This is a genomic window from Dactylosporangium sp. NBC_01737 (assembly GCF_035963215.1).
GTDB lineage: Bacteria > Actinomycetota > Actinomycetes > Mycobacteriales > Micromonosporaceae > Dactylosporangium.
The window spans coordinates 10,668,567-10,687,252 of record NZ_CP109153.1 but is presented as its reverse complement, the minus strand read 5'-3'; the positions used below and the strand labels follow the sequence as shown (position 1 = coordinate 10,687,252).

9 protein-coding genes are annotated in these 18,686 nt (G+C 75.4%); all 9 read right to left on the bottom strand.

Translation table 11 applies throughout. The features are described 5' to 3' along the window. Positions 1-11: 11 nt before the first annotated feature. Genes OHA72_RS49095 through OHA72_RS49055 form a run of 9 tightly spaced genes read right to left on the bottom strand, consistent with a single transcriptional unit; the run spans position 12 to position 18,465 of the window. Positions 12-671, bottom strand: a complete 660-nt coding sequence (locus tag OHA72_RS49095; protein ID WP_327011812.1) for a 2-oxo acid dehydrogenase subunit E2 — start codon at positions 669-671, stop codon at positions 12-14. Beyond that, positions 593-1,165: a biotin/lipoyl-containing protein gene (locus OHA72_RS49090; protein ID WP_327002975.1), complete on the bottom strand. Its 573-nt coding sequence runs from the start codon at positions 1,163-1,165 to the stop codon at positions 593-595. The genes OHA72_RS49095 and OHA72_RS49090 overlap by 79 nt, the downstream gene beginning before the upstream one ends. Beyond that, positions 1,162-2,472, bottom strand: coding sequence for an alpha-ketoacid dehydrogenase subunit beta (locus OHA72_RS49085; protein ID WP_327002974.1), 1,311 nt, complete (start codon positions 2,470-2,472; stop codon positions 1,162-1,164). The genes OHA72_RS49090 and OHA72_RS49085 overlap by 4 nt, the downstream gene beginning before the upstream one ends. Next, complete coding sequence (locus OHA72_RS49080) at positions 2,469-3,350, bottom strand: thiamine pyrophosphate-dependent dehydrogenase E1 component subunit alpha (protein ID WP_327002973.1); 882 nt, start codon at positions 3,348-3,350, stop codon at positions 2,469-2,471. The genes OHA72_RS49085 and OHA72_RS49080 overlap by 4 nt, the downstream gene beginning before the upstream one ends. Next, complete coding sequence (locus OHA72_RS49075; RefSeq protein WP_327002972.1) at positions 3,347-4,594, bottom strand: glycosyltransferase family 4 protein; 1,248 nt, start codon at positions 4,592-4,594, stop codon at positions 3,347-3,349. The genes OHA72_RS49080 and OHA72_RS49075 overlap by 4 nt, the downstream gene beginning before the upstream one ends. Then, positions 4,595-4,930, bottom strand: a complete 336-nt coding sequence (locus tag OHA72_RS49070; protein ID WP_327002971.1) for a phosphopantetheine-binding protein — start codon at positions 4,928-4,930, stop codon at positions 4,595-4,597. Between the two features lie 17 nt (positions 4,931-4,947). Beyond that, entirely contained in the window at positions 4,948-5,124 is a 177-nt protein-coding gene (locus OHA72_RS49065) for an MbtH family protein (protein ID WP_327002970.1), read from the bottom strand. After that, positions 5,117-10,540, bottom strand: coding sequence for a non-ribosomal peptide synthetase/MFS transporter (locus OHA72_RS49060; RefSeq protein WP_327002969.1), 5,424 nt, complete (start codon positions 10,538-10,540; stop codon positions 5,117-5,119). Before OHA72_RS49060 ends, OHA72_RS49065 begins: the two co-directional genes overlap by 8 nt. Beyond that, complete coding sequence (locus OHA72_RS49055; RefSeq protein WP_327002968.1) at positions 10,537-18,465, bottom strand: non-ribosomal peptide synthetase; 7,929 nt, start codon at positions 18,463-18,465, stop codon at positions 10,537-10,539. The genes OHA72_RS49060 and OHA72_RS49055 overlap by 4 nt, the downstream gene beginning before the upstream one ends. Positions 18,466-18,686 lie beyond the last annotated feature (221 nt).

Here is an 18,686-nt window from a genome sequence, read left to right as displayed (position 1 = left end):
GCCGGGCAACATCACCCGTCGGCTGGTTGCAGCAGGAGGTTGCCGAGGTCGCGGAGGAAGGCGACCGCGTCGCGGCCGTTGAGGACTCGGTGGTCGTAGGCGAGACCGAGCTGCACGACGGTGCGCTGGGCGGGCGCGCCGGCGGGGTCGAGGAAGACCTCGGTCTGGCGGCCGGCGAGGGACACGGCGCAGGACGTGCCGGGCAGGATGACGGGGACGGCGTGGGTGATGTCGTCGTCGGTGTGCAGGGCGAGCAGGATGTTCGCGCCGGTGAGGTCGCCGGCGCGGAAGGCGCCGCGCAGCGCGGTCATCCGGTGGGCCATCAGCCGGGCGGCGAGGTCGCGGACCGGGGTGGCCTGCACGGCCCGCAGGACCGGCACGTGCAGGCCCTTGCCCACGTCGATGGTGACGCCGACGTCGGCGCTGTCGGGGACGTGCACGACCCCGGGCTCGACGAGGTGGGCGAAGCACAGCGGATGGGTGCCCAGCAGCGTGCCGATGGCGGCGATGAGCAGTTCCGGGACGCCGACGAGGCGGCGGTACTCCCGGGTCAGCGCCTGCGCGTGACCGATCGCCACGTCGAGCGGGACCTTCACGGCGACGAACGCGGCCGGCACGGTGCGGTGCGACTCGGCGACGACGGCACCGACCGCCCGCTGCCCCGCGGGCAGCTCGAGGCGCCGCCCCGGTGGCAGGACGTCCGGCCCCGAGCAGGCGGCGCCGGGGACGTCCGGGTCCGAACGGACCGGGTCCGGGGCGGAGCGGCCGTGAGCGCGGCCAGGTCCGCGACCCGGACGACCTTCCGCCCGAGGGCCCGCACGGCGGCCATCGGGATGCCCCGGTCCGCCATCGCCCGCAGCGCGGGCTCCGTGATGACCGGCCCGCCGTCGCCGGCACCGGGATCGGGCGCCAGGAGCCGGTCCCGCTCCGCCTCCGACCCGGACAGCCGCCCCAGCACCGTCCCCGGCCCGCATTCGGCGCCGACCGGCACCGCGTGGTGCAGCACCCCGTCCGCGGGGCTCGGCAACTCCTCCGCGGCCTTCGACGTCTCCACCGTCGCGACCGGGTCGCCCGAGCGCACCGTCGCGCCCGACGGGACGATCCACTCGACGAGCGTGTAGGTGGTGTCGTTGGCGTTGAGCTTCGGGACCAGGATCTCGGTCATGCCGTCGCCTCCGCTGCGCTCCGGAGCGGCCATGGGTCTGCCTCCAGCACGGCCCGCACGATGGTGTCCTGCTGCACGAGCACGCCGCGTTCCAGGTGCGCGGCGGTCGGGATCACGGCGTCGGCGGCCTGCACCAGTCGTACGGGCCCTGACGGGGTGCCCCACAGCGCCTGCTGCAGCCGGTAGGCGACCTCGGTGCCCCACGCCGCGCCCGGCGGGCCGTCCTCCACGACCAGGACCCGCCGTGCCGCCGCCGCGAGGGGCAGCAGCGGTTCGATGTCGAGGGGGTGCAGCCGGGCGGGGACGAGCAGGCGGCCGCTCAGCTCGTACCGCAGCAGCAGCGTGCGCATCGCGGCGGTGGCCCTGCCGGCCGGCCCGCCGGGGGTGACGAGCAGGTAGTCATCGGCAGGGGTGTCGTCGTCGACGCGGACGGCCGCGAACCCACCGGTGTGCGTGACGGCGAACAGTTCGAGTGCGTCGCGCAGCGGCGCATGGGGGGTCCGCGGGGTGGGAACCCCCCGCGCGGGACCCGCCGCTTGCGGTGGGGCGGCTGGAAACAGTTCGAGTGCGTCGCGGAGCGGCGCATGGGGGGTCCGCGGGGTGGGAACCCCCCGCGCGGGACCCGCCGCTTGCGGTGGGGCGGCTGGAAACAGTTCGAGTGCGTCGCGCAGCGGCGCATGGGGGGTCTGCGGGGTGGGAACCCCCCGCGCGGGACCCGCCGCTTGCGGTGGGGCGGCTGGAAACAGTTCGAGTGCGTCGCGCAGCGGCGCGGTGTAGAGCGTCTTGTCCTCGAACAGCAGCGCCGGCCGGCCGCTGCCCAGCATCTCCCGCAGCAGGTCGGCCGGGTCGTGGTACGGGGTCAGTTCGTACACGTCGAGGCCGGGCACGCCGATGAAGTGTTTCTGCGGGCTCTGGCTGTGGGTGGGGCCGTAGCCGCGGTTGCCGCCGGTCGGGCAGCGCACCACGACGGGCATCGGCACGGGATGGCCGTACATCGTGGTGGACTTGGCGGCGAAGTTGACGATCTGGTCGAAGGCGAGCGCGACGAAGTCGGCGAACATCATCTCGACGATGACCTTGTCGCCGGCGAGGGCGAGGCCGTTGGCGACGCCGACGATGCCGGCCTCGCTGATCGGGGTCGTGATGACCTGCCGCGGGAAGCGGGTCGACAGGCCGCGGGTGATGCCGAACGCGCCGCCGTAGGGGTCGGCGATGTCCTCACCGAGCAGGTACAGCGCCGGGTCCTCGGCCAGGAGCGTGCCGAGGGCGGCGTTGAGCGCGTCACCGACCCGCCGTGGCGCGTTCATCGCCGCTCCTGGACGGGCGGCCGCCCGGACACGTCGCGCACGACGGCGGCGACCCGGTCGCGTTGCGCGGCGTCGATGGCGGCGAAGCGCGTTCCCAATGTCGCGGTGTACCGGGTGTGCCAGTCCGCGGCCCGCAGCCGGGCCAGCTCCGAGGCGTCGCGGGGGTCGTCGCCCTTGCTGTGCGGGCCGAGCCGCCGGGTCGCGAACTCCACGACGAGCGGGCCGCCGCCGTCGCGCACCCGGGTCAGGGGCTTGTCGAGCAGGTCCCGCATGTCCGGCACGTCGTCGGCGGGCACGTACAGGTAGGCGGCGCCGAACGCGTCGGCGCGGGCGGCGATCGTCCCGGCGAGCTGCGTCGCGGTCGGGGTGCTCTGCGCGATGCCGTTGTGCTCCACGGCGACCAGCAGCGGCAGCCTCCACAGCGCCGCCATGTTCAGCGCCTCGTACACCGCGCCCTCGCCCCAGGTGCCGTCGCCGATGTGGACGCAGGCGAGGCCGCCGGGTTCGTGGTGGGCGAGGTGCAGGGCGGCGCCGGCGGCGACGGGCAGGCTCTCGCCCTGCACGCCGGTGGACAGGTACCGGCCGCGTTTCAGGTGCTGGCTGCCGCCGACCCCGCCGCAGACCGCGCCTTCCCGGCCCATGATCTCGGCGAGGAGCCCGGCCGGGTCGTCGAACCGGGCGAGGTAGTGGCCGTGGCCGCGGTGGTTGCTGAACACGAAGTCGCCGGGGTGCAGCAGGGGCCGCAGCGCGACCGGGACCGGCTCCTGGCCGAGGCAGGTGTGGGTGGTGCCGTGCAGCAGCCCGCGGCCGAACAGGTCGAGCAGCGCGGTCTCGAAGTGCCGGATGAGCAGCAGCAGCCGCAGGTCGTCGTCGTTCACCGGGGCCGCCGAGCGAGCAGCGCGGCCAGGGCGCGCCGCCGCGCCTGGTCGACGGGTTCGGGCTCGCCGACCGGCAGGTCCGTGAGGTACCGCTCGAACGTGCCCGGGTCGAGGCCGCCGGTGAACGCGCCCGCCGCCGCCCGCCCGGCCGCGGCGACCGCGGCGTGGTGCGCGGGGTCGGTCAGCAGGCGCCACAGTGCGGCCAGCCACGGGCCGAGGTCCTGCGGCGGCAGCTCGGGTTCGGGGTACGGTGCGTCCGGCCGCTGCGGCAGGTACCGGCGGATCGGCGTGACCGGCAGCAGGTAGGGCACGCCGAGCTTGGCCTCGCCGAGACCGCCGACGTCGGCGGCGAGGACGGGCACGCCGTGCAGCATCGCCTCGACGGCGGTGTAGCCGAACGTCTCGTCCCACAGCGACGGCATGAGCAGGGCCCGGCTGCGGGCGTAGACGGCGGCGAGGTCGTCGGCGGGCGGCACGATCGTGATGTTCGGCCGGCGGGCGAGGTCGGCGCGGTCCCCGGCGGTGGTGCCCCACGTGGGCACGGCCAGGAACGGCACCTGCGGGCAGGCGTCGGCGAGCCCGAGCAGGACCGGCAGTCCTTTGAATCCGCACGGGTTCACCATGGTGACCGCGTCGCCGGTGCTGGCGGGCCACGGTCCCGGGCCGTACACCGGCGGGTGGATCAGCGTGGGGTCGAGCTCGCCGTACGCGCGGACGTAGTCGCGGGCGGCGCCGCTGACGGCGACGACCCCGGCGGCCCGGCGGACCAGCCGCAGCCCGGAATCGTTCGGGTAGAAGGCACGCGGGCCGAACGGCAGCTGCTGCAGCGTGTGCACCAGGTACACGACCCGGCCGGGGGTGGCGCGCAGGGCGGTGCCGAGCATCAGCAGCCCCGGGTCGTCGGACGGGACCAGGGTCCGGTCGGGCCGTTCGGCGGCGGCGACCGCGAGCACCTGCGCGGCGAGCCGGGACGGCGCGGTGACGGCGTGGACGGTGACCCCGCGGAACGTGTAGACGACCGTGTCGCCGGTCTGCCGGGCGTCGCTGACGCCGCGCCCGGCGAGGTCGGCGAGGAGGTCCTCGACGGTGAGGCGGTGTTCGGTGGCGTGCAGCGGGGTCACCGCGACGCAGCGGTGCCCGCGGGCGGCGAGCGCTTCGAGCAGGATCCGGTTGGACCGGTTGGCGCCGCCGTGGCTGGGCAGGTACCGCATGTTCTGCGCCAGCAGGACGGTCAGGGCAGCCATCTACTCGGCCTGGGCCAGCAGCGCCGCGATCTGCGCGTCGGACATCCCGTCGAGCTCGGCCATGACGGCGGCGAGCTCGTCGGGTTCGAGCCCGTCGAGCTGCGCCTGGGTGATCGCCCGGGCCGCCGCCGCGACGGTCAGGTCCGTCTCGAACAGCGCGTCGACGGGCACCTCGACGCCCATCGTCTCCTGCACGCGGGCCAGGAACGCGACCAGGGTCAGCGACTGGCCGCCGAGGACGAAGAAGTCGTCGTCGACCGACGTGGCGGGCAGCCCGAGGCCGGCCCAGATCCGCAGGACCGCCGCCTCGGTGGTGTCGGGGGTTGGCGCTGTCATGCTCGGTCTCCTGCCGTTCAGCGCGCGCTGCGCGGACGCATGTCGGTCCACGCGGCGTCGATGTGGTCGAGGCACTCCTGGCGGGTCCCGGCGGTGCCGTCGGGGTGCCAGCCGGCGGGCGGCGCCTCGCCGGCGGGCCAGATCGAGTACTGGTCCTCGTCGTTGCGGACCACCTGGAACCGCTGCTCACTCATCCGTGAGGCTCCTAACTTTCGCGGCGCGCACCCGGGCGCCGATGAGGTCGTCCGGGGTGGCGTCGGGGACCCGCTCGTCGAACCCGGCCAGGCTCGGCAGCCGCAGCGACACCAGGACCTGCACCGCCATCACCGCGGCGAGGAGCAGGAACAGCAGCGCCGTCCCGCGTCCCGCACCGACGCCGATGACGGCGCCGACGGTGCCGGACAGGGCACCGCCGGGCGCCATCAGCGGCTCCAGCAGGCGGCTGCCGACGGGGCCGACGACGGCGTAGCCGATCGGGATGGTGGAGAATGCGATGACGGTGTTCACCGCGAACACCCGGCCGTGGAAGCGCTGCGGCACCTTCACCTGGACGATCGTGGTGTAGACGCCGTTGGCGAGGGTCAGCCCGAACGACATGCCCAGCGCGCCGACGGCGACGAGCAGCTCACTGGTGCGCAGCCCGGGCAGCGCGCTGAACACGGCGAGCAGCAGCACGACCAGCAGCATGCCGCGGACCCGCTGCCGTCGGGGGCCGCCCCAGAAGCTCATCAGCAGCCCGCCGAGGATCGCGCCGAGCCCGCCGGCCATGCTGACCCGGGCCACCGCGCCGAGGTCGGCGAAGGACAGCACCAGCGGCGACAGCAGCAGGAACAGCGGCGTCATGAACAGGTTGAGCACCGCGAAGAAGATGAGCACCGGCCGTAGCCCGCCCTCGCCGAGGGAGTACCGCCAGCCGCCGACGACCTCCTGCCAGAACGTCTCGCGGCGGGCCCACGCGAGGGTCCGCGGGAACCGGACGGCCACGACGACGGCGACCGCGCACACGTAGCTGGCGACGTCCAGCAGCAGCACCCCGCGCAGCCCGACGGTCGCCATCAGCGCGGCGGCGGCCAGGGGCACGAGGAACTGCCCGGCGCCGAAGCTCAGCTGGACGATGCCGTTGGCGTGGCCGAGGTACCGCTTCGGCACGAGCTGCGGCACCGCTGACGCGAACGCCAGCCGCTGGAACGTCAACGCGACCGACAGGGTCACCAGGAGCACGTAGATGTGCCCGACGCGCAGGGTGCCGGTGAGCGCGAGGGCGAGCAGGACCGCCTGGCTGGCGCCGGCGGCGACGTCCCCGGCGAGCATGACGGTGCGCCGGTCGTAGCGGTCGACGACGGCACCGGCGATCGGCGCGACCAGCATCCCCGGCACCAGGCCGAGGACCGCGAACACCGCGAACCGCACCAGCGAACCGGTCTCCAGGTAGATCCACAGCGGAATCGCGAACTCGGTGAGTGCCGAGCCGACGATCGACACCAGCTGCCCGGCGGCGACGGCGAGGAACCGGCCCAGGCTCGGCTCGGGACCGCCGGTGTCGGTGGCGGACGCGGAGCGGCCGGCGACGACCCAGCCGCCGCCGGGGTCCCGCAGCGTCTCCCCGGTGCGGTGGACCGCGGTGACGACGCCGGCGAGCTCGGTCGCGCGGTACTTGAGGAAGAAGTGCCCCGCCTCGTCCAGCACGACGAGCGCCGTCGTGCCGGTGAGGAAGTGCCACTCCTTGAACCGTTCGGCGTAGAACTCGGTCTGGGTGTCCTGGCTGCCGACGACGGAGACGATCGGCGCGTGCAGCGGCGTGACCGTCCCCGCGGCCACCTCGGCGAAGAGGCCGGTGAAGTACTCCTCGGCGAGCCTGGTGTGCTCCCGCATGTTGCGGATGATGGTGTCGGCCTCGGCACGGTCGAACTCGGCCATGTCGACGCCCATCGACCGCAGCCAGTTCTCGTAGACGCGGTTGCCCAGCAGCGCCTCCCGGCCGGCGATCCGCGACAGCAGCCCGGTGACCCGGCCGGTGGGGCGGGCGAACGGGAACACGGCGCCGATGTAGACGGCCTCCACGGTCCGCCCGGCCGCCTCGAGCCTGCGGGCGAGCTCGACGGCGAGGGACGAGCCGACGCCGCAGTGCCCGTAGACGATGAGGGGCCCTTCGACCCGTTCGAGGATCTCCGCGGTGCAGCGGGCGGCGAGCTCGTCGAACGGCAGCGCCGCCTCCTTGAGCCCGATGTCCTGCCCGGGGATCGCGACGGCGTGCAGCGACCAGCCGGCCGGCAGCGCGTCGGCCAGCGGCTGGTAGACCACGGCGCTGCCACCGCCGTACGGCACGCACACCAGCGACGCGACCCGCTGCCCGGCCGGCACGGGGCGGGTCAGCTCGTTGAGCAGCCGCCTCGGCCCGCGCGCACCGGCCGGGGTGTCCAGCAGTGCCGCCAGGGCGCGGATCGTGCGGTGCTGGAACACGTCGAGCACCGACACGCCGCCGCCGGTCGCCTTGCGCAGCCGGGCGACGACCTGGGTGGCGATCAGCGAGTGCCCGCCGAGGTCGAAGAAGTCGTCGTCGACGCCGAGGGTCTCGACGGTGAGCAGGTCCCGCCAGATCTCGGCGACGAGCCGTTCGGCCGGGGTCCGCGGCTCGACGAGCTCGGTGGCGGCGTCGCGGCGGATCACCGGGGCCGGCAGCGCCCGCCGGTCGAGCTTGCCGTTGGGGGTGAGCGGCAGCTCCGGCAGCACGACGATCCCGGACGGGACCATGTAGTCGGGCAGGCGGGTGCGCAGCGCCGCCCGCAGCGGCCCGTCGTCGAGGTCGGCGCCGGCGGCGAGGTACGCGACGAGCCGCTTGTCGCCGGGGCTGTCCTCGCGCACGACCACGGCGGCGTCGCGGACCCCGGGCTGCTCGCGCAGGGCGGCCTCGATCTCGCCGAGCTCGATGCGCAGCCCGCGCAGCTTCACCTGGGTGTCGATGCGGCCGAGGAAGTCGATCGTGCCGTCGGGGCGGCGGCGGGCCAGGTCACCGGTCGCGTACATCCGGGTGCCCGGCGGCCCGTACGGGTCGGGCAGGAACCGTTCCGCGGTCAGCGCCGCGCGCCGCAGGTAGCCGGTGGCGAGGCCGGTCCCGGCGATGAACAGCTGCCCGGGGACGCCGGCGGGGACGGGCCGCAGCCTCGCGTCCAGGACGTACAGGGCGATGTTCTGGATCGGCGCGCCGATCGGCACCCGCGCGAGCCCGGCGAGGGCGTCGCCGTCGCAGTGCCAGGCGGACACGTCGATCGCCGCCTCCGTCGGCCCGTACAGGTTGTGCAGCCCGGCGGGGAGCGTGGCGAGGCAGCGGCGGGCCAGGTCGACCGGCAGTTCCTCGCCGCTGCACACGATCCGCCGCAGCGACGTGCACCCGGACACGCCGTCGGCGCCGAGGAACACGGCGAGCATCGACGGCACGAAGTGCAGCGTGGTGACCCGTTCGGCGCGGATCAGGTCGCGGAGGTATTCGGCGTCGCGGTGCCCGCCGGGCGCGGCGAGGACCAGGCGGGCGCCGGTGAGCAGCGGCCAGAAGAACTCCCACACCGACACGTCGAAGCTCGCCGGTGTCTTCTGCAGCACCGCGTCGTCGTGCTGGAGCCGGTACTCGCGCTGCATCCAGTCGAGCCGGTTGACGATGCCCCGGTGGGTGTTGGGCACGCCCTTCGGCCGGCCGGTGGAGCCGGACGTGTAGATGACGTATGCGACGTCGTCCGGCGTGAGGTCGTCCGGGGGTGGGTCGCAGGCCGGGAGCGGATCGTCGAGCATGACCACCGTGGCGTCGCTGGGCGGCAGCGACGGCGCCAGGCGGGCCTGGGTCAGCACGACCGGCGCGGCGGCGTCGGCGAGCATGAACGCGAGGCGGTCCGGTGGGTACTGCGGATCGAGGGGCACGTAGGCGGCGCCGGCGCGCATGACGGCCAGGAGTGCGACGACGAGTTCGGGGGAGCGTTCCGCGCAGACGGCGACCAGGTCGCCGCGGGAGACGCCGAGCCGCCGCAGGTGCCCGGCGAGGGCCGCGGACCGGGCGTCGAGGTCGGCGTAGGTGAGGTCGTGGCCGTCGAAGGTGACGGCGACGGCGCCGGGCCGCTCCGTGACGGTCCGGGCGATCAGCGACGGTAGCGTCGCGCCCGCGGGCAGGTCGACCCGCTGCGGGCGGCGGACGAGGTCGTCGCGCTCCCCGGGCTCCAGCAGGTCCACGTCGGACAGTCGCAGGCCGGGGTCGGCGGCGACGGCGCGCAGGAACGCCGACAGGTGCCGGGCGAGCCGCCGCGCGGTGCCGGCGCTGTACAGGTCCGTGTTGTAGACGAACGTCGCCCACAGCTCGTCCGGCGCCTCCTTGACGTACAGCTCCACCTCGAACCGGGTCGCGGTGACCGGCGCCGGCCAGTGCCCGAGCGTCAGCCCGGCGAACGCGCGGCCGGTGGTCTCGGCGTAGTTCTGCATCGCGAACAGCGCCTGGAACAGCGGCGGGCGGCGCACGTCGCGCGGCACGTCCAGGTCCTGCACGAGCTGCTCGAACGGCAGCTCCTGATGCGTGTACGCGGACAGGCAGGTCTCCCGGGTGCGGGCCAGGAGCTCGGCGAACGTGGGGTCGCCGGAAAGCCGCGCCCGCAGCGTCAGCGTGTTGACGAACATGCCGACGAGGCGCTCCAGCTCCGGGTGCGCCCGGCCGGCGACGGGGGAGCCGACGGCGAAGTCCGTCTGGCCGCCGGCCCGGCCCAGCACCGCGTGGAACGCGGCGAGCAGCGTCATCGACAGCGTCGCCCCGTGCGCGTGGCTCAGCGCCCGCAGCTCGTCGCGCAACGCCCCGCCGAGCGCGACGGTGTGCTCGGCGCCGTTGAACGTCTGGCGGGCCGGCCGCGGATGGTCGGTCGGCAGCTCCAGCGGCTCGACGCCGGCGAGCTCCTCCCGCCAGTACGCGAGGGCCGTGTCCTTCGCCTGACCGGCCATCCGGTCGCGCTGCCAGGCGGCGTAGTCGCGGTAGCGCACCGGCGGGTCGGGCAGCGGCGTCGCCGAGTACAGGGCGGCGAGCTCGTCGGCGAACACGTCCATCGACCAGCCGTCGGTGACGATGTGGTGGATCGCGACGACGAGCAGGTGGTCGGCGGCGGCGAGGCGGATCAGCGCCGGCCGGACGAGCGGGCCGGCGGCGAGGTCGAACGGCTCGGCGACGTGCGCCGCCACGAGACGCCGCGCCTCGTGTTCTGTGGAGCCCTCGCCGCCGGCGGTCAGTACCGGCACGTCAACCGGTCGGGGTGGGTCGACGTGGACGACCGGCCGGCCGTCGCCGGGGTCGGTGAACCGGCTGCGCAGCGGCTCGTGCCGGGCGACGACCCCGCTGAACGCGGCCGCCAGCGCGGCCGGGTCGAGGTCGCCGTGCAGGCGCAGCACGACCGGGATGCTCGCGGCGCCGGTGCCGGGCGCGAACTGCTCCAGGAACCACAGCCGTTCCTGCGCGAACGACAGCGGCACCGGCTGGTCGGCGGGCAGCGGCGGGACGACCGGCGCGGCCGGTGCCTGCTGGCGCAGCCGCCGCTCCAGCAGTGCCCGTTTCGCGGACGACAGTCCCTCACGGGAAGGGGTGGTGGTCACGGCGTCGGCTCCCCGTCCAGCGCGAGCAGCGCCTCGGCGTCCTCGTCGGTCAGCGCCGCCAGGTCGGCGATCATCAGCTCCTCCACGGCTTCGGCGAGCCCGGCGAGGTCGGGGTGGCTGAACATGGTCCGCAGCGGGATCTCGGTGCCGGTGGCGGCGCGCAGCCGCCCGGCGACCTTCATGGCGAGCAGCGAGTGCCCGCCGACGGCGAAGAAGTCGTCGTGGGCGCCGACCCGGTCGACGCCGAGGACCGCGCACCAGACGCCGGCGACGAGCTCCTCGGCGGCGGTGCGCGGCGGCACGTACCCGCGCGGCGCCGGTGCTGATGCTGGTGTCAGGCCGGCGGTGGCGGGCCGGTCGGCGCGCGCCGGTGCGACGAGCAGGCGGGCCCGTTCGGCGCCGTCACCGCAGGCGTCCACGGTGGACAGTGGCGCGTCGGGGGCGGCGATGGCCGCGCCGAGCAGCGCCGCGAACCGTCCGGCGAGGGCGTCGATGCTCCCGCGGTCGAACAGGTCGGTGCGGTAGCCGTACACCAGCCGCAGCCCGCCGCCGGTGCGCCAAACGTCGAGGCTCAGCTCGAACTTCGCGTGCCGCACCCCGGGGTCGTGGAACTCGGCGGTCACGCCGGCCAGCACGTCGGTGCCGGCGGCATCCTCGGTGTGCATCGTGAACATGGTCTGGAACAGCGGGGTCCGGTCCAGCAGCCGCGGCACGTCGACCGCGGCGAGGAGCCGGTCGAACGGCACGTCCTGGTGCGCGTACCCGGCGAGCGCGGTGTCCCGGGTGCGGGCGAGCAGCTGCCGGAACGTGGGGTCGCCGGACAGGTCGCCGCGCAGGGCCAGGGTGTTCACGAAGTAGCCGACGATCCCGGCGACCTCGACCCGCGGCCGGTGCTCGACGGGGGTGCCGACGCACACGTCGTCCTGGCCGGTCAGCCGCGCCAGCAGCACCTGGTAGGCGCTGAGCAGCACCATGAACGGTGTGCACCGGGCCTCCGCGGCGAGCCGCCGCACCGTGTCCGCGACCCGCTCCGGCAGGTTGTGGGCGAGGAAGTCGCCGGCGAACCCGGACAGCGCCGGCCTCGGCCGGTCGGTCGGCAGGTCCAGGACCGGCACGCCGGTGAGCTGCCCGCGCCAGTAGCCGAGGGAGTCCTCGTCGAGGGGGCGGGTGCGCTGCCAGGCGGCGAAGTCCGCGTAGGCGACCGGCAGTTCCGGGAGGGTCTGCCGTTCGTAGGCGGCCCGCAGGTCCTCCACGAGGATGCCCATCGACCGGCCGTCGCCGGCGATGTGGTGCACGACCAGCGACAGCACGTGCTCGTCGGGGCCGAGCCGGACGAGGCCGGCCCGCAGCAGCCACCCGCCGGCCAGGTCGAACGGCGTGTTGCTCCAGCCCGTGACGATCGCCGCGGCGTCGCCGCCGCCGTCCACGGTGGTCAGTTCGATGCCGCCGGGTGGCAGGATCTCCTGCACCGGCTCGTCGTCGCCGGCCGTGTACCGGGTCCGCAGCGACTCGTGCCGTTCGACGACGGTGCCCAGCGCGGCGCGCAGCGCGGGCTCGGAGACGGGCCCGCGGAGCCGGTAGGCGACGCTGATGTTGTAGGACGCGTCGGCGGGGTCGAGCTGGTGCAGGAACCACAGCCGGAGCTGCCCGAACGACAGCGGCGCCGGCCCGGCGGCGCGGCGCGCCACGGGCGCGTCGCCGTCGCTGCGCAGCCGGTCCACGGCCGCGGCGAGCCCCGCGACCGTCGGCTGCAGGAACAGCGCCCGGACCGGCACGTCCCGGCCGGTGGCCGCGCACAGCCGGGCGACGGCGGCGACGGCGAGCAGCGAGTGCCCGCCGAGGGCGAAGAAGTCGTCGTCGGCGCCGACCCGTTCCCGGCCCAGGACACCGGCCCACACCTGCGCGACGAGGCCCTCGGTCGGGGTCCGCGGCGCGACGTAACCGCCGCCGGCGGCGTCCGGGGCCGGCAGCGCGGCCCGGTCGACCTTGCCGTTGACGGTCAGCGGGATCCGGTCGAGCGCGATGAGGTGGGTCGGCACCAGGAACGGTGGCAGCCGCTCGGCGAGGGCCCGGCGCAGCTCGTCGGGGCGCAGGTCGTCGCCGGCGGCGTACCCGGCGAGGACCAGGTGCCCGGCGGCGCCGGGGCGGGCGACGACCGCGGCCTGCCGCACCCCGGGCAGCGCGGCGAGGGCGGCCTCGACCTCGCCGGGCTCGATCCGGAACCCGCGGATCTTCACCTGGTCGTCGAGCCGGCCGAGGAACTCCAGCTGCCCGTCGGTGCGCCACCGGACCAGGTCGCCGGTGCGGTACAGCCGGGAGCCGGGCGGGCCGAACGGGTCCGGCCGGAACCGGTCCGCGGTCAGCGCCGGGCGGCCCAGGTAGCCGCGTGCCAGCCCGGCACCGGCGATGCACAGCTCACCGGGGACCCCGTCGGGGACCAGGCGCAGGTCGCCGTCGACGACGTACAGGCGGGTGTCGGCGATCGGGGTGCCGATCGGCGGCCGGCGCCCGTCGGTGCCGGGACCCAGCACGGCCGTCGTCGCGATGACCGTCGCCTCGGTGGGGCCGTACGTGTTCAGGACAATGACCCGGTCGCCGACGTGAGCGAACCAGGCGTCGATGGCGTCGGCGCGGACCTGGTCGGCGCCGAGGATCAGCAGCCGCAGCGCTGCCGGCCAGCGCACCTGCCCGACGATCGCGGTCAGTTCGTGCCAGTACGGGGTCGGCAGGTCCAGCACGGTCACGCCCGGCTCGCGGGCCAGGAGCTCCGGCAGGTCCTCGCCGGGCGGCAGCAGCACCAGCCGCGCGCCCGCGGTCAGCGCCGGCCACACCTCCTCGACGTGCGTGTCGAAGCTGATCGACGCGAACTGCACCACCTGGTCGTCGACACTGAGCTCGTAGCGGTGCCGCATCCACGCGACCCGCGCGGCGAACGCGGCCCGCGACACCCCGACACCCTTGGGGGTGCCGGTCGAGCCGGACGTGTAGATGACGTATGCCAGGTGGTCCGCTCCGGCGGGCCGTGCCGCCGGGATGCCCCCGCCCTCGGGCAACGAGGAGGCGGTGACCAGGACGGTGGCGCCGCAGTCGCGCAGCAGCAGCTCCTGGCGCGCCGTGGGGTAGCGCGGGTCGATCGGCACGTATGCGCCGCCGGCCCGCAGCACCGCCAGGAGCGTCACGATGAGTTCGACACCCCGGTCGAGGGCGACGGCGACGGTGCGGTCGGGCCCGATGCCGAGGCCCCGCAGCGCGGCGGCGCGGCGGGTCGCGCGGCGGTCGAGCTCGGCGTAGGTCAGCCGGTCGGTGCCGCACACCACGGCGACGGCCTCCGGGGTCCGCACCGCCCACGTCGCGACGAGCCCGGCCACGTCGTCGTCGGGTTCGGCGCGGACCGGCCCGCGGCCCAGGTCCAGCAGCGCGGCCCGCTCCTGCGGGGCCGACAGGTCCACGTCGGACAGTCGCACGTCCGGGTCGGCGGCGACGGCAGCCAGCAGCAGCCCGAACCGGGCGACGAGCCGGTCGGCGGTGGCCGCGTCGAACAGGTCGGTGCGGTAGTTCAGCGACAGCTGCAGCCCGTCCGGCTCCCGCCAGACGTCCAGCATCAGGTCGAACTTCGCCTGCGCGAACCCGTCGTCGAACAGCTCCGCGGTGACGCCCGGCAGCACGTCGAGTCCTGCGCCGGTCTCGGTGTGCAGGATCAGCATCGTCTGGAACAGCGCCGTGCGGCTCGGGTCGCGGGGCAGGTCCAGGACCGCGGTGAGCCGTTCGAACGGGATGTCCGGGTGGGCGTAGGCGGCCAGGGCGGTTTCGCGGGCGCGGGTGAGCAGCTCGCGGAACGTGGGGTCACCGGACAGGTCGGTGCGCAGCACGAGGGTGTTGACGAACATCCCGACGACGTCGCGCAGCTCAGGCCGGGCCCGGTCGGAGATCGACGAGCCGACGCTGATGTCGACCTGGCCGGTGTGCCGGGCCAGCAACGCCTGGTAGGCGGCGAGCAGCAGCATGAACGGGGTGCAGCGTTCGGCGCGGGCGACCCGGTCGAGGGCGTCGGCGAGCCCGGCGGGCAGGCGGTGCCGGGCGAACGCGCCACGTGAGGTCTGCACCGGCGGCCGGGGCCGGTCGGTGGCCAGCTCCAGGGTGGCCGCCCCGGCGAGCTGCCCGCTCCAGTAGGCGAGGGCGGCGTCGTCGGCGGGCGCTTGCCGTTGCCAGGCGGCGAAGTCGGCGTACTGCACCGGCAGGTCGGGCAGGGCGGCGCCGGCATAGGCGGCGTGCAACTCCTCGACGATGATGCCCAGGGACCGGCCGTCGCCGGCGATGTGGTGCGTGGCCAGGCACAGCACGTGCTCGTCCGGGCCGAGCCGGACCAGGCCGGCCCGCAGCAGCGCCCCCGCGGTCAGGTCGAACGGTGCGTTCGTCCACGCCGCGACCGCCCGCCGCGCGTCGTCCTCCGTGGTGGCCTCCACCCGGTCCAGGCGCACGCCGGCCGGGGGAGCGACGAACTGGACGAGGTCCTCGCCGTGCTCCAGGAACCGGGTCCGCAGCACCTCGTGCCGGTCGGCGACGGTCCCCAGCGCCGCCTCCAGGCGGCCGGCGTCGAGGGGGCCGCGCAGCCGGTACACCAGGTGCATGGAATAGGCGGCGTCGGCTGGGTCCAGCTGGTGCAGGAACCACAGCCGCTGTTGCCCGGCCGACAGCGGCGCCGGCGCGGACGGGTCGGGGCGCCGGGTGACGGGGGAGGTCCGGGCGCCGGTCGAGGCGGCGGTGAGACCGTCGATCGCGGCGGCGAGTTCGGCGACCGTCGGGTGCGCGAGCACGGCCCGCACGGACACGTCGAGCCCGCTCACCTCCGACAGCCGCGCCGCGAGGGTCATCGCCGGCAGCGAGTGGCCGCCGAGGGCGAAGAAGTCGTCGTCGACGCCGATGCCGTCACGGCCGAGCACCTCGGACCAGACGTCGGCGACGAGCCGTTCGGTCGCGGACCGCGGCGCCGCGCCCGCGCCGGTCTCGACGGGGTCCGGTGCGGGCAGCGCGGCCCGGTCGAGCTTCCCGTTCGGGGTCAGCGGCAGGCGCTCCAGGGTGACGACGTGCCGGGGCGTGACGGCCGCCGGGAGCACCGCGGCGAGCCGTTTCCGCCAGTCGGCGGGCGGGCCGCCGCCGGCGGTCACCAGGTAGCCGACGAGCCAGCGTTTCGTGGCCGGGTCGCCGTGCACCGCGGCCGCCGCCTCCGTCACGCCCGGCAGCTCGGCCAGCCGCGCCTCGACCTCGCCGAGCTCGAGGCGGTGCCCGTTGAGCTTCACCTGGTCGTCGCCGCGGCCGAGGAACTCCAGCTGCCCGCCGGGCCGCCACCTGGCGAGGTCCCCGGTGCGGTACAACCGGGCACCGGGCGCGCCCCACGGGTCGGGGCGGAACCGGTCGGCGGTGAGCCCGGGCCGGTGCAGGTAGCCGCGGGCGACGCCGTTGCCGCCGATGCACAGCTCACCGACGGCGCCGACCGGCACCTCACGCCCCAGGTCGTCGCAGAGGTGCACGCGGGTGTTGGCGATCGGCCCGCCGATGAGCACCTCGGCCGGGTCGGCGGGCACCTCCCACGCCGTCGACCAGATCGTCGTCTCCGTCGGGCCGTACACGTTGACCAGGCGTCCCACGGCGGCGCGCAGCTGCCGGGCGAGGGCCGGCGGCAGCGCCTCCCCGCCGACGAGCGCCGTCACGCCGGGCCGGTCGAACCCGGCGGCGAGCAGCAGCCGCCACCGCGACGGCGTGGTCTGCACGTGGGTCACGCCGGCGTCGCGGACCAGGGCGGTCAGGCGGGCGCCGTCGCGCAGCAGCGCCTCGCCGGCCACGACGACGCATCCGCCGGTGACCAGCGGCAGGTACAGCTCCAGACCGGCGATGTCGAACGCGAGGGACGTGACGGCCAGCCACCGGTCCTGCGGTCCTGCGTCGAGGCGGTCGCGCATGTCGAGGACGAAGTTGGCGAGCGCGCCGTGCTCGACCGCGACACCCTTCGGGCGGCCGGTCGACCCGGACGTGTACAGCACGTAGGCGACGTCACCGGCCGCGACCGGCACCGGTTGCCCCGCCGGCGGCGGGCCGGACACGTCGTCCAGGACCACCACGGTCGCGTCGTGCGGCGGCAGGTCGTCCAGCAGCGCCCGCTGGGTCAGCACGAGCGGCGCGGCGCAGTCGGCGAGGACCAGCGCCTGGCGGGCCGGCGGGTAGTCGGGGTCGATCGGCACGTACGCGCCGCCGGCGCGCCACACGCCCAGCACCGCCGCGGGCAGGTCCGCCGACCGGTCGACGCGGACGGCGACGAGGGTGCCCCGGGCGCAGCCCGCCGCGCGCAGTGCCCCGGCGATCGCGTCGGCGCGGTCGGACAGCTGCGCGGCGGTGAGCGTGACTGCGCCGGCGAGGACGGCGACCCGGTCGGGCGCCGCCGCGATCCGCCGCGTCACCAGGTCCGGGACCGTCCCGCCGGGCGGTGCCGCGGTGGCGTTCCAGCCGCGGAGCAGGGCGATGTCCTCATCGGACGGTCCGATGCTCGACAGTGGACGGTGCGGGTCGGCGGCGATCGCGGCCGCGACGGCGCGGAAGTCGGCGGCGATCCGCTCGGCGGCGCCGGGCTCCAGGGCGCCGACGGGGTGGCGGAACGTCAGCTCCGCGCCGCCGCCGGGCAGCGGCGTCGCCTCGACGGTCAGGTCCAGCCCGGGCGCGCCGACCTCGTGATGCCACGTCTGCGTGGTGAGGCCCGGCCAGTCGCCGTGGTCGGTACGGTACCGGTGCAGGTGCAGCGCGACCTGGAACAGCGGGTGCACGCCGGGTCGCCGGGGCGGGTCGGCCGCCACGACGACCTCCTCGAACGGGACCTCGTTGGTGAACGCCTCGACGACGGCGTGCCGGGCCCGCCGGACGGCCTCGCCGAAGGTCGCCGCGCCGCGCAGGTCGGTCCGCAGCGCGACCGGGTTGAGGAAGCATCCGACGATCGGCTCCAGCTCGACGCGTCCCCGGCCGGAGGACACAGTGCCGACGCACAGGTCGTGCCGGCCGGTGTACCGCATGAGCACCACGTCGAGCAGCGCCAGAAGCACGACGAACGGGGTGGCGGCCGGGTCGGGCCGCAGCCGGTCGAGGGTGCCGGGCGGCAGGGTGGTCCGCACGCTGCTGGTGACCCCGTCGCCGTCGTGCGGCTCGGGGCGGCGGGCCGGGTCGGCCGTGAACGGCAGTGCCAGGTCCTGCGGCGGCGGGGTGAACCGGGCCCGCCACCGCTCGAGCCGGTCCGCGGCGGCGGGGTTCGCGTCGAGCCAGGTGGCGTAGTCGGCGTACTGCAGGGCGGGCGGCGGTGTGTGGTCGAGGCGGCCGGCGTACGCGGCGGCGAGGTCGGCCTCCACGATCGCCACGGACTGCTCGTCGAAGGCGATGTGGTGCCCGGCGAACAGCAGCACGTGCCGCTCCGGCGCCAGGCGCAGCAGCGTGGCGCGGAACAGCGGGCCCTGCGCCAGGTCGAAACGTTCGGCGGCGGCGTCCGCGGCGCGCCGGTGGGCGCGCTGCTCGGGATCGGTGTCGGTCATGAGGTCGAGCAGGTCGAGCGGGGCGTGGGCCTCGTCCAGGATTCGCTGCCGCGGCCGGCCGTCCTCGACGACGTACACGGTCCGCATCGCCTCGTGCCGGCGGACCACGGCGGCGAACGCGGCGCGCAGGGCGTCGACGCGCAGCGGGCCGTCCAGCCGCAGGCCGAACGTCGCGTTGGGGATGGCGGCGCGGGCGGCGTCGAACTGGTCGGCGAGCCAGATCCGCCGCTGTGCCGGGGTGCACGCGAAGGTACGCCCGTCGCGTGGTTGCGCGGTGACCGGTGCGGCGTCGCGGTGCCGGGCGGCCAGCAGTTTCGTGAGCGCGGCGCGGCGGCGCGGGTCGAGAACCGGCGGGACCATGGCAGACGTTTCCCCCGAAACATTGATCTCCGTGCAGCCTGCAGCGCCGCTTCGGCACGCCGCTGAGGTGCGCAGATGGCCATGGGAGCGCTTCCAACCGCCAGCACGCTACTGACGTCGATAGCCAAGCGTCAAGGGCTTCCTGAAACACCCACGTCATAAAACGGACCTACGACCGAAATTGACGCATCTTTGATCATCGATGGCTACGGTGTGTGATT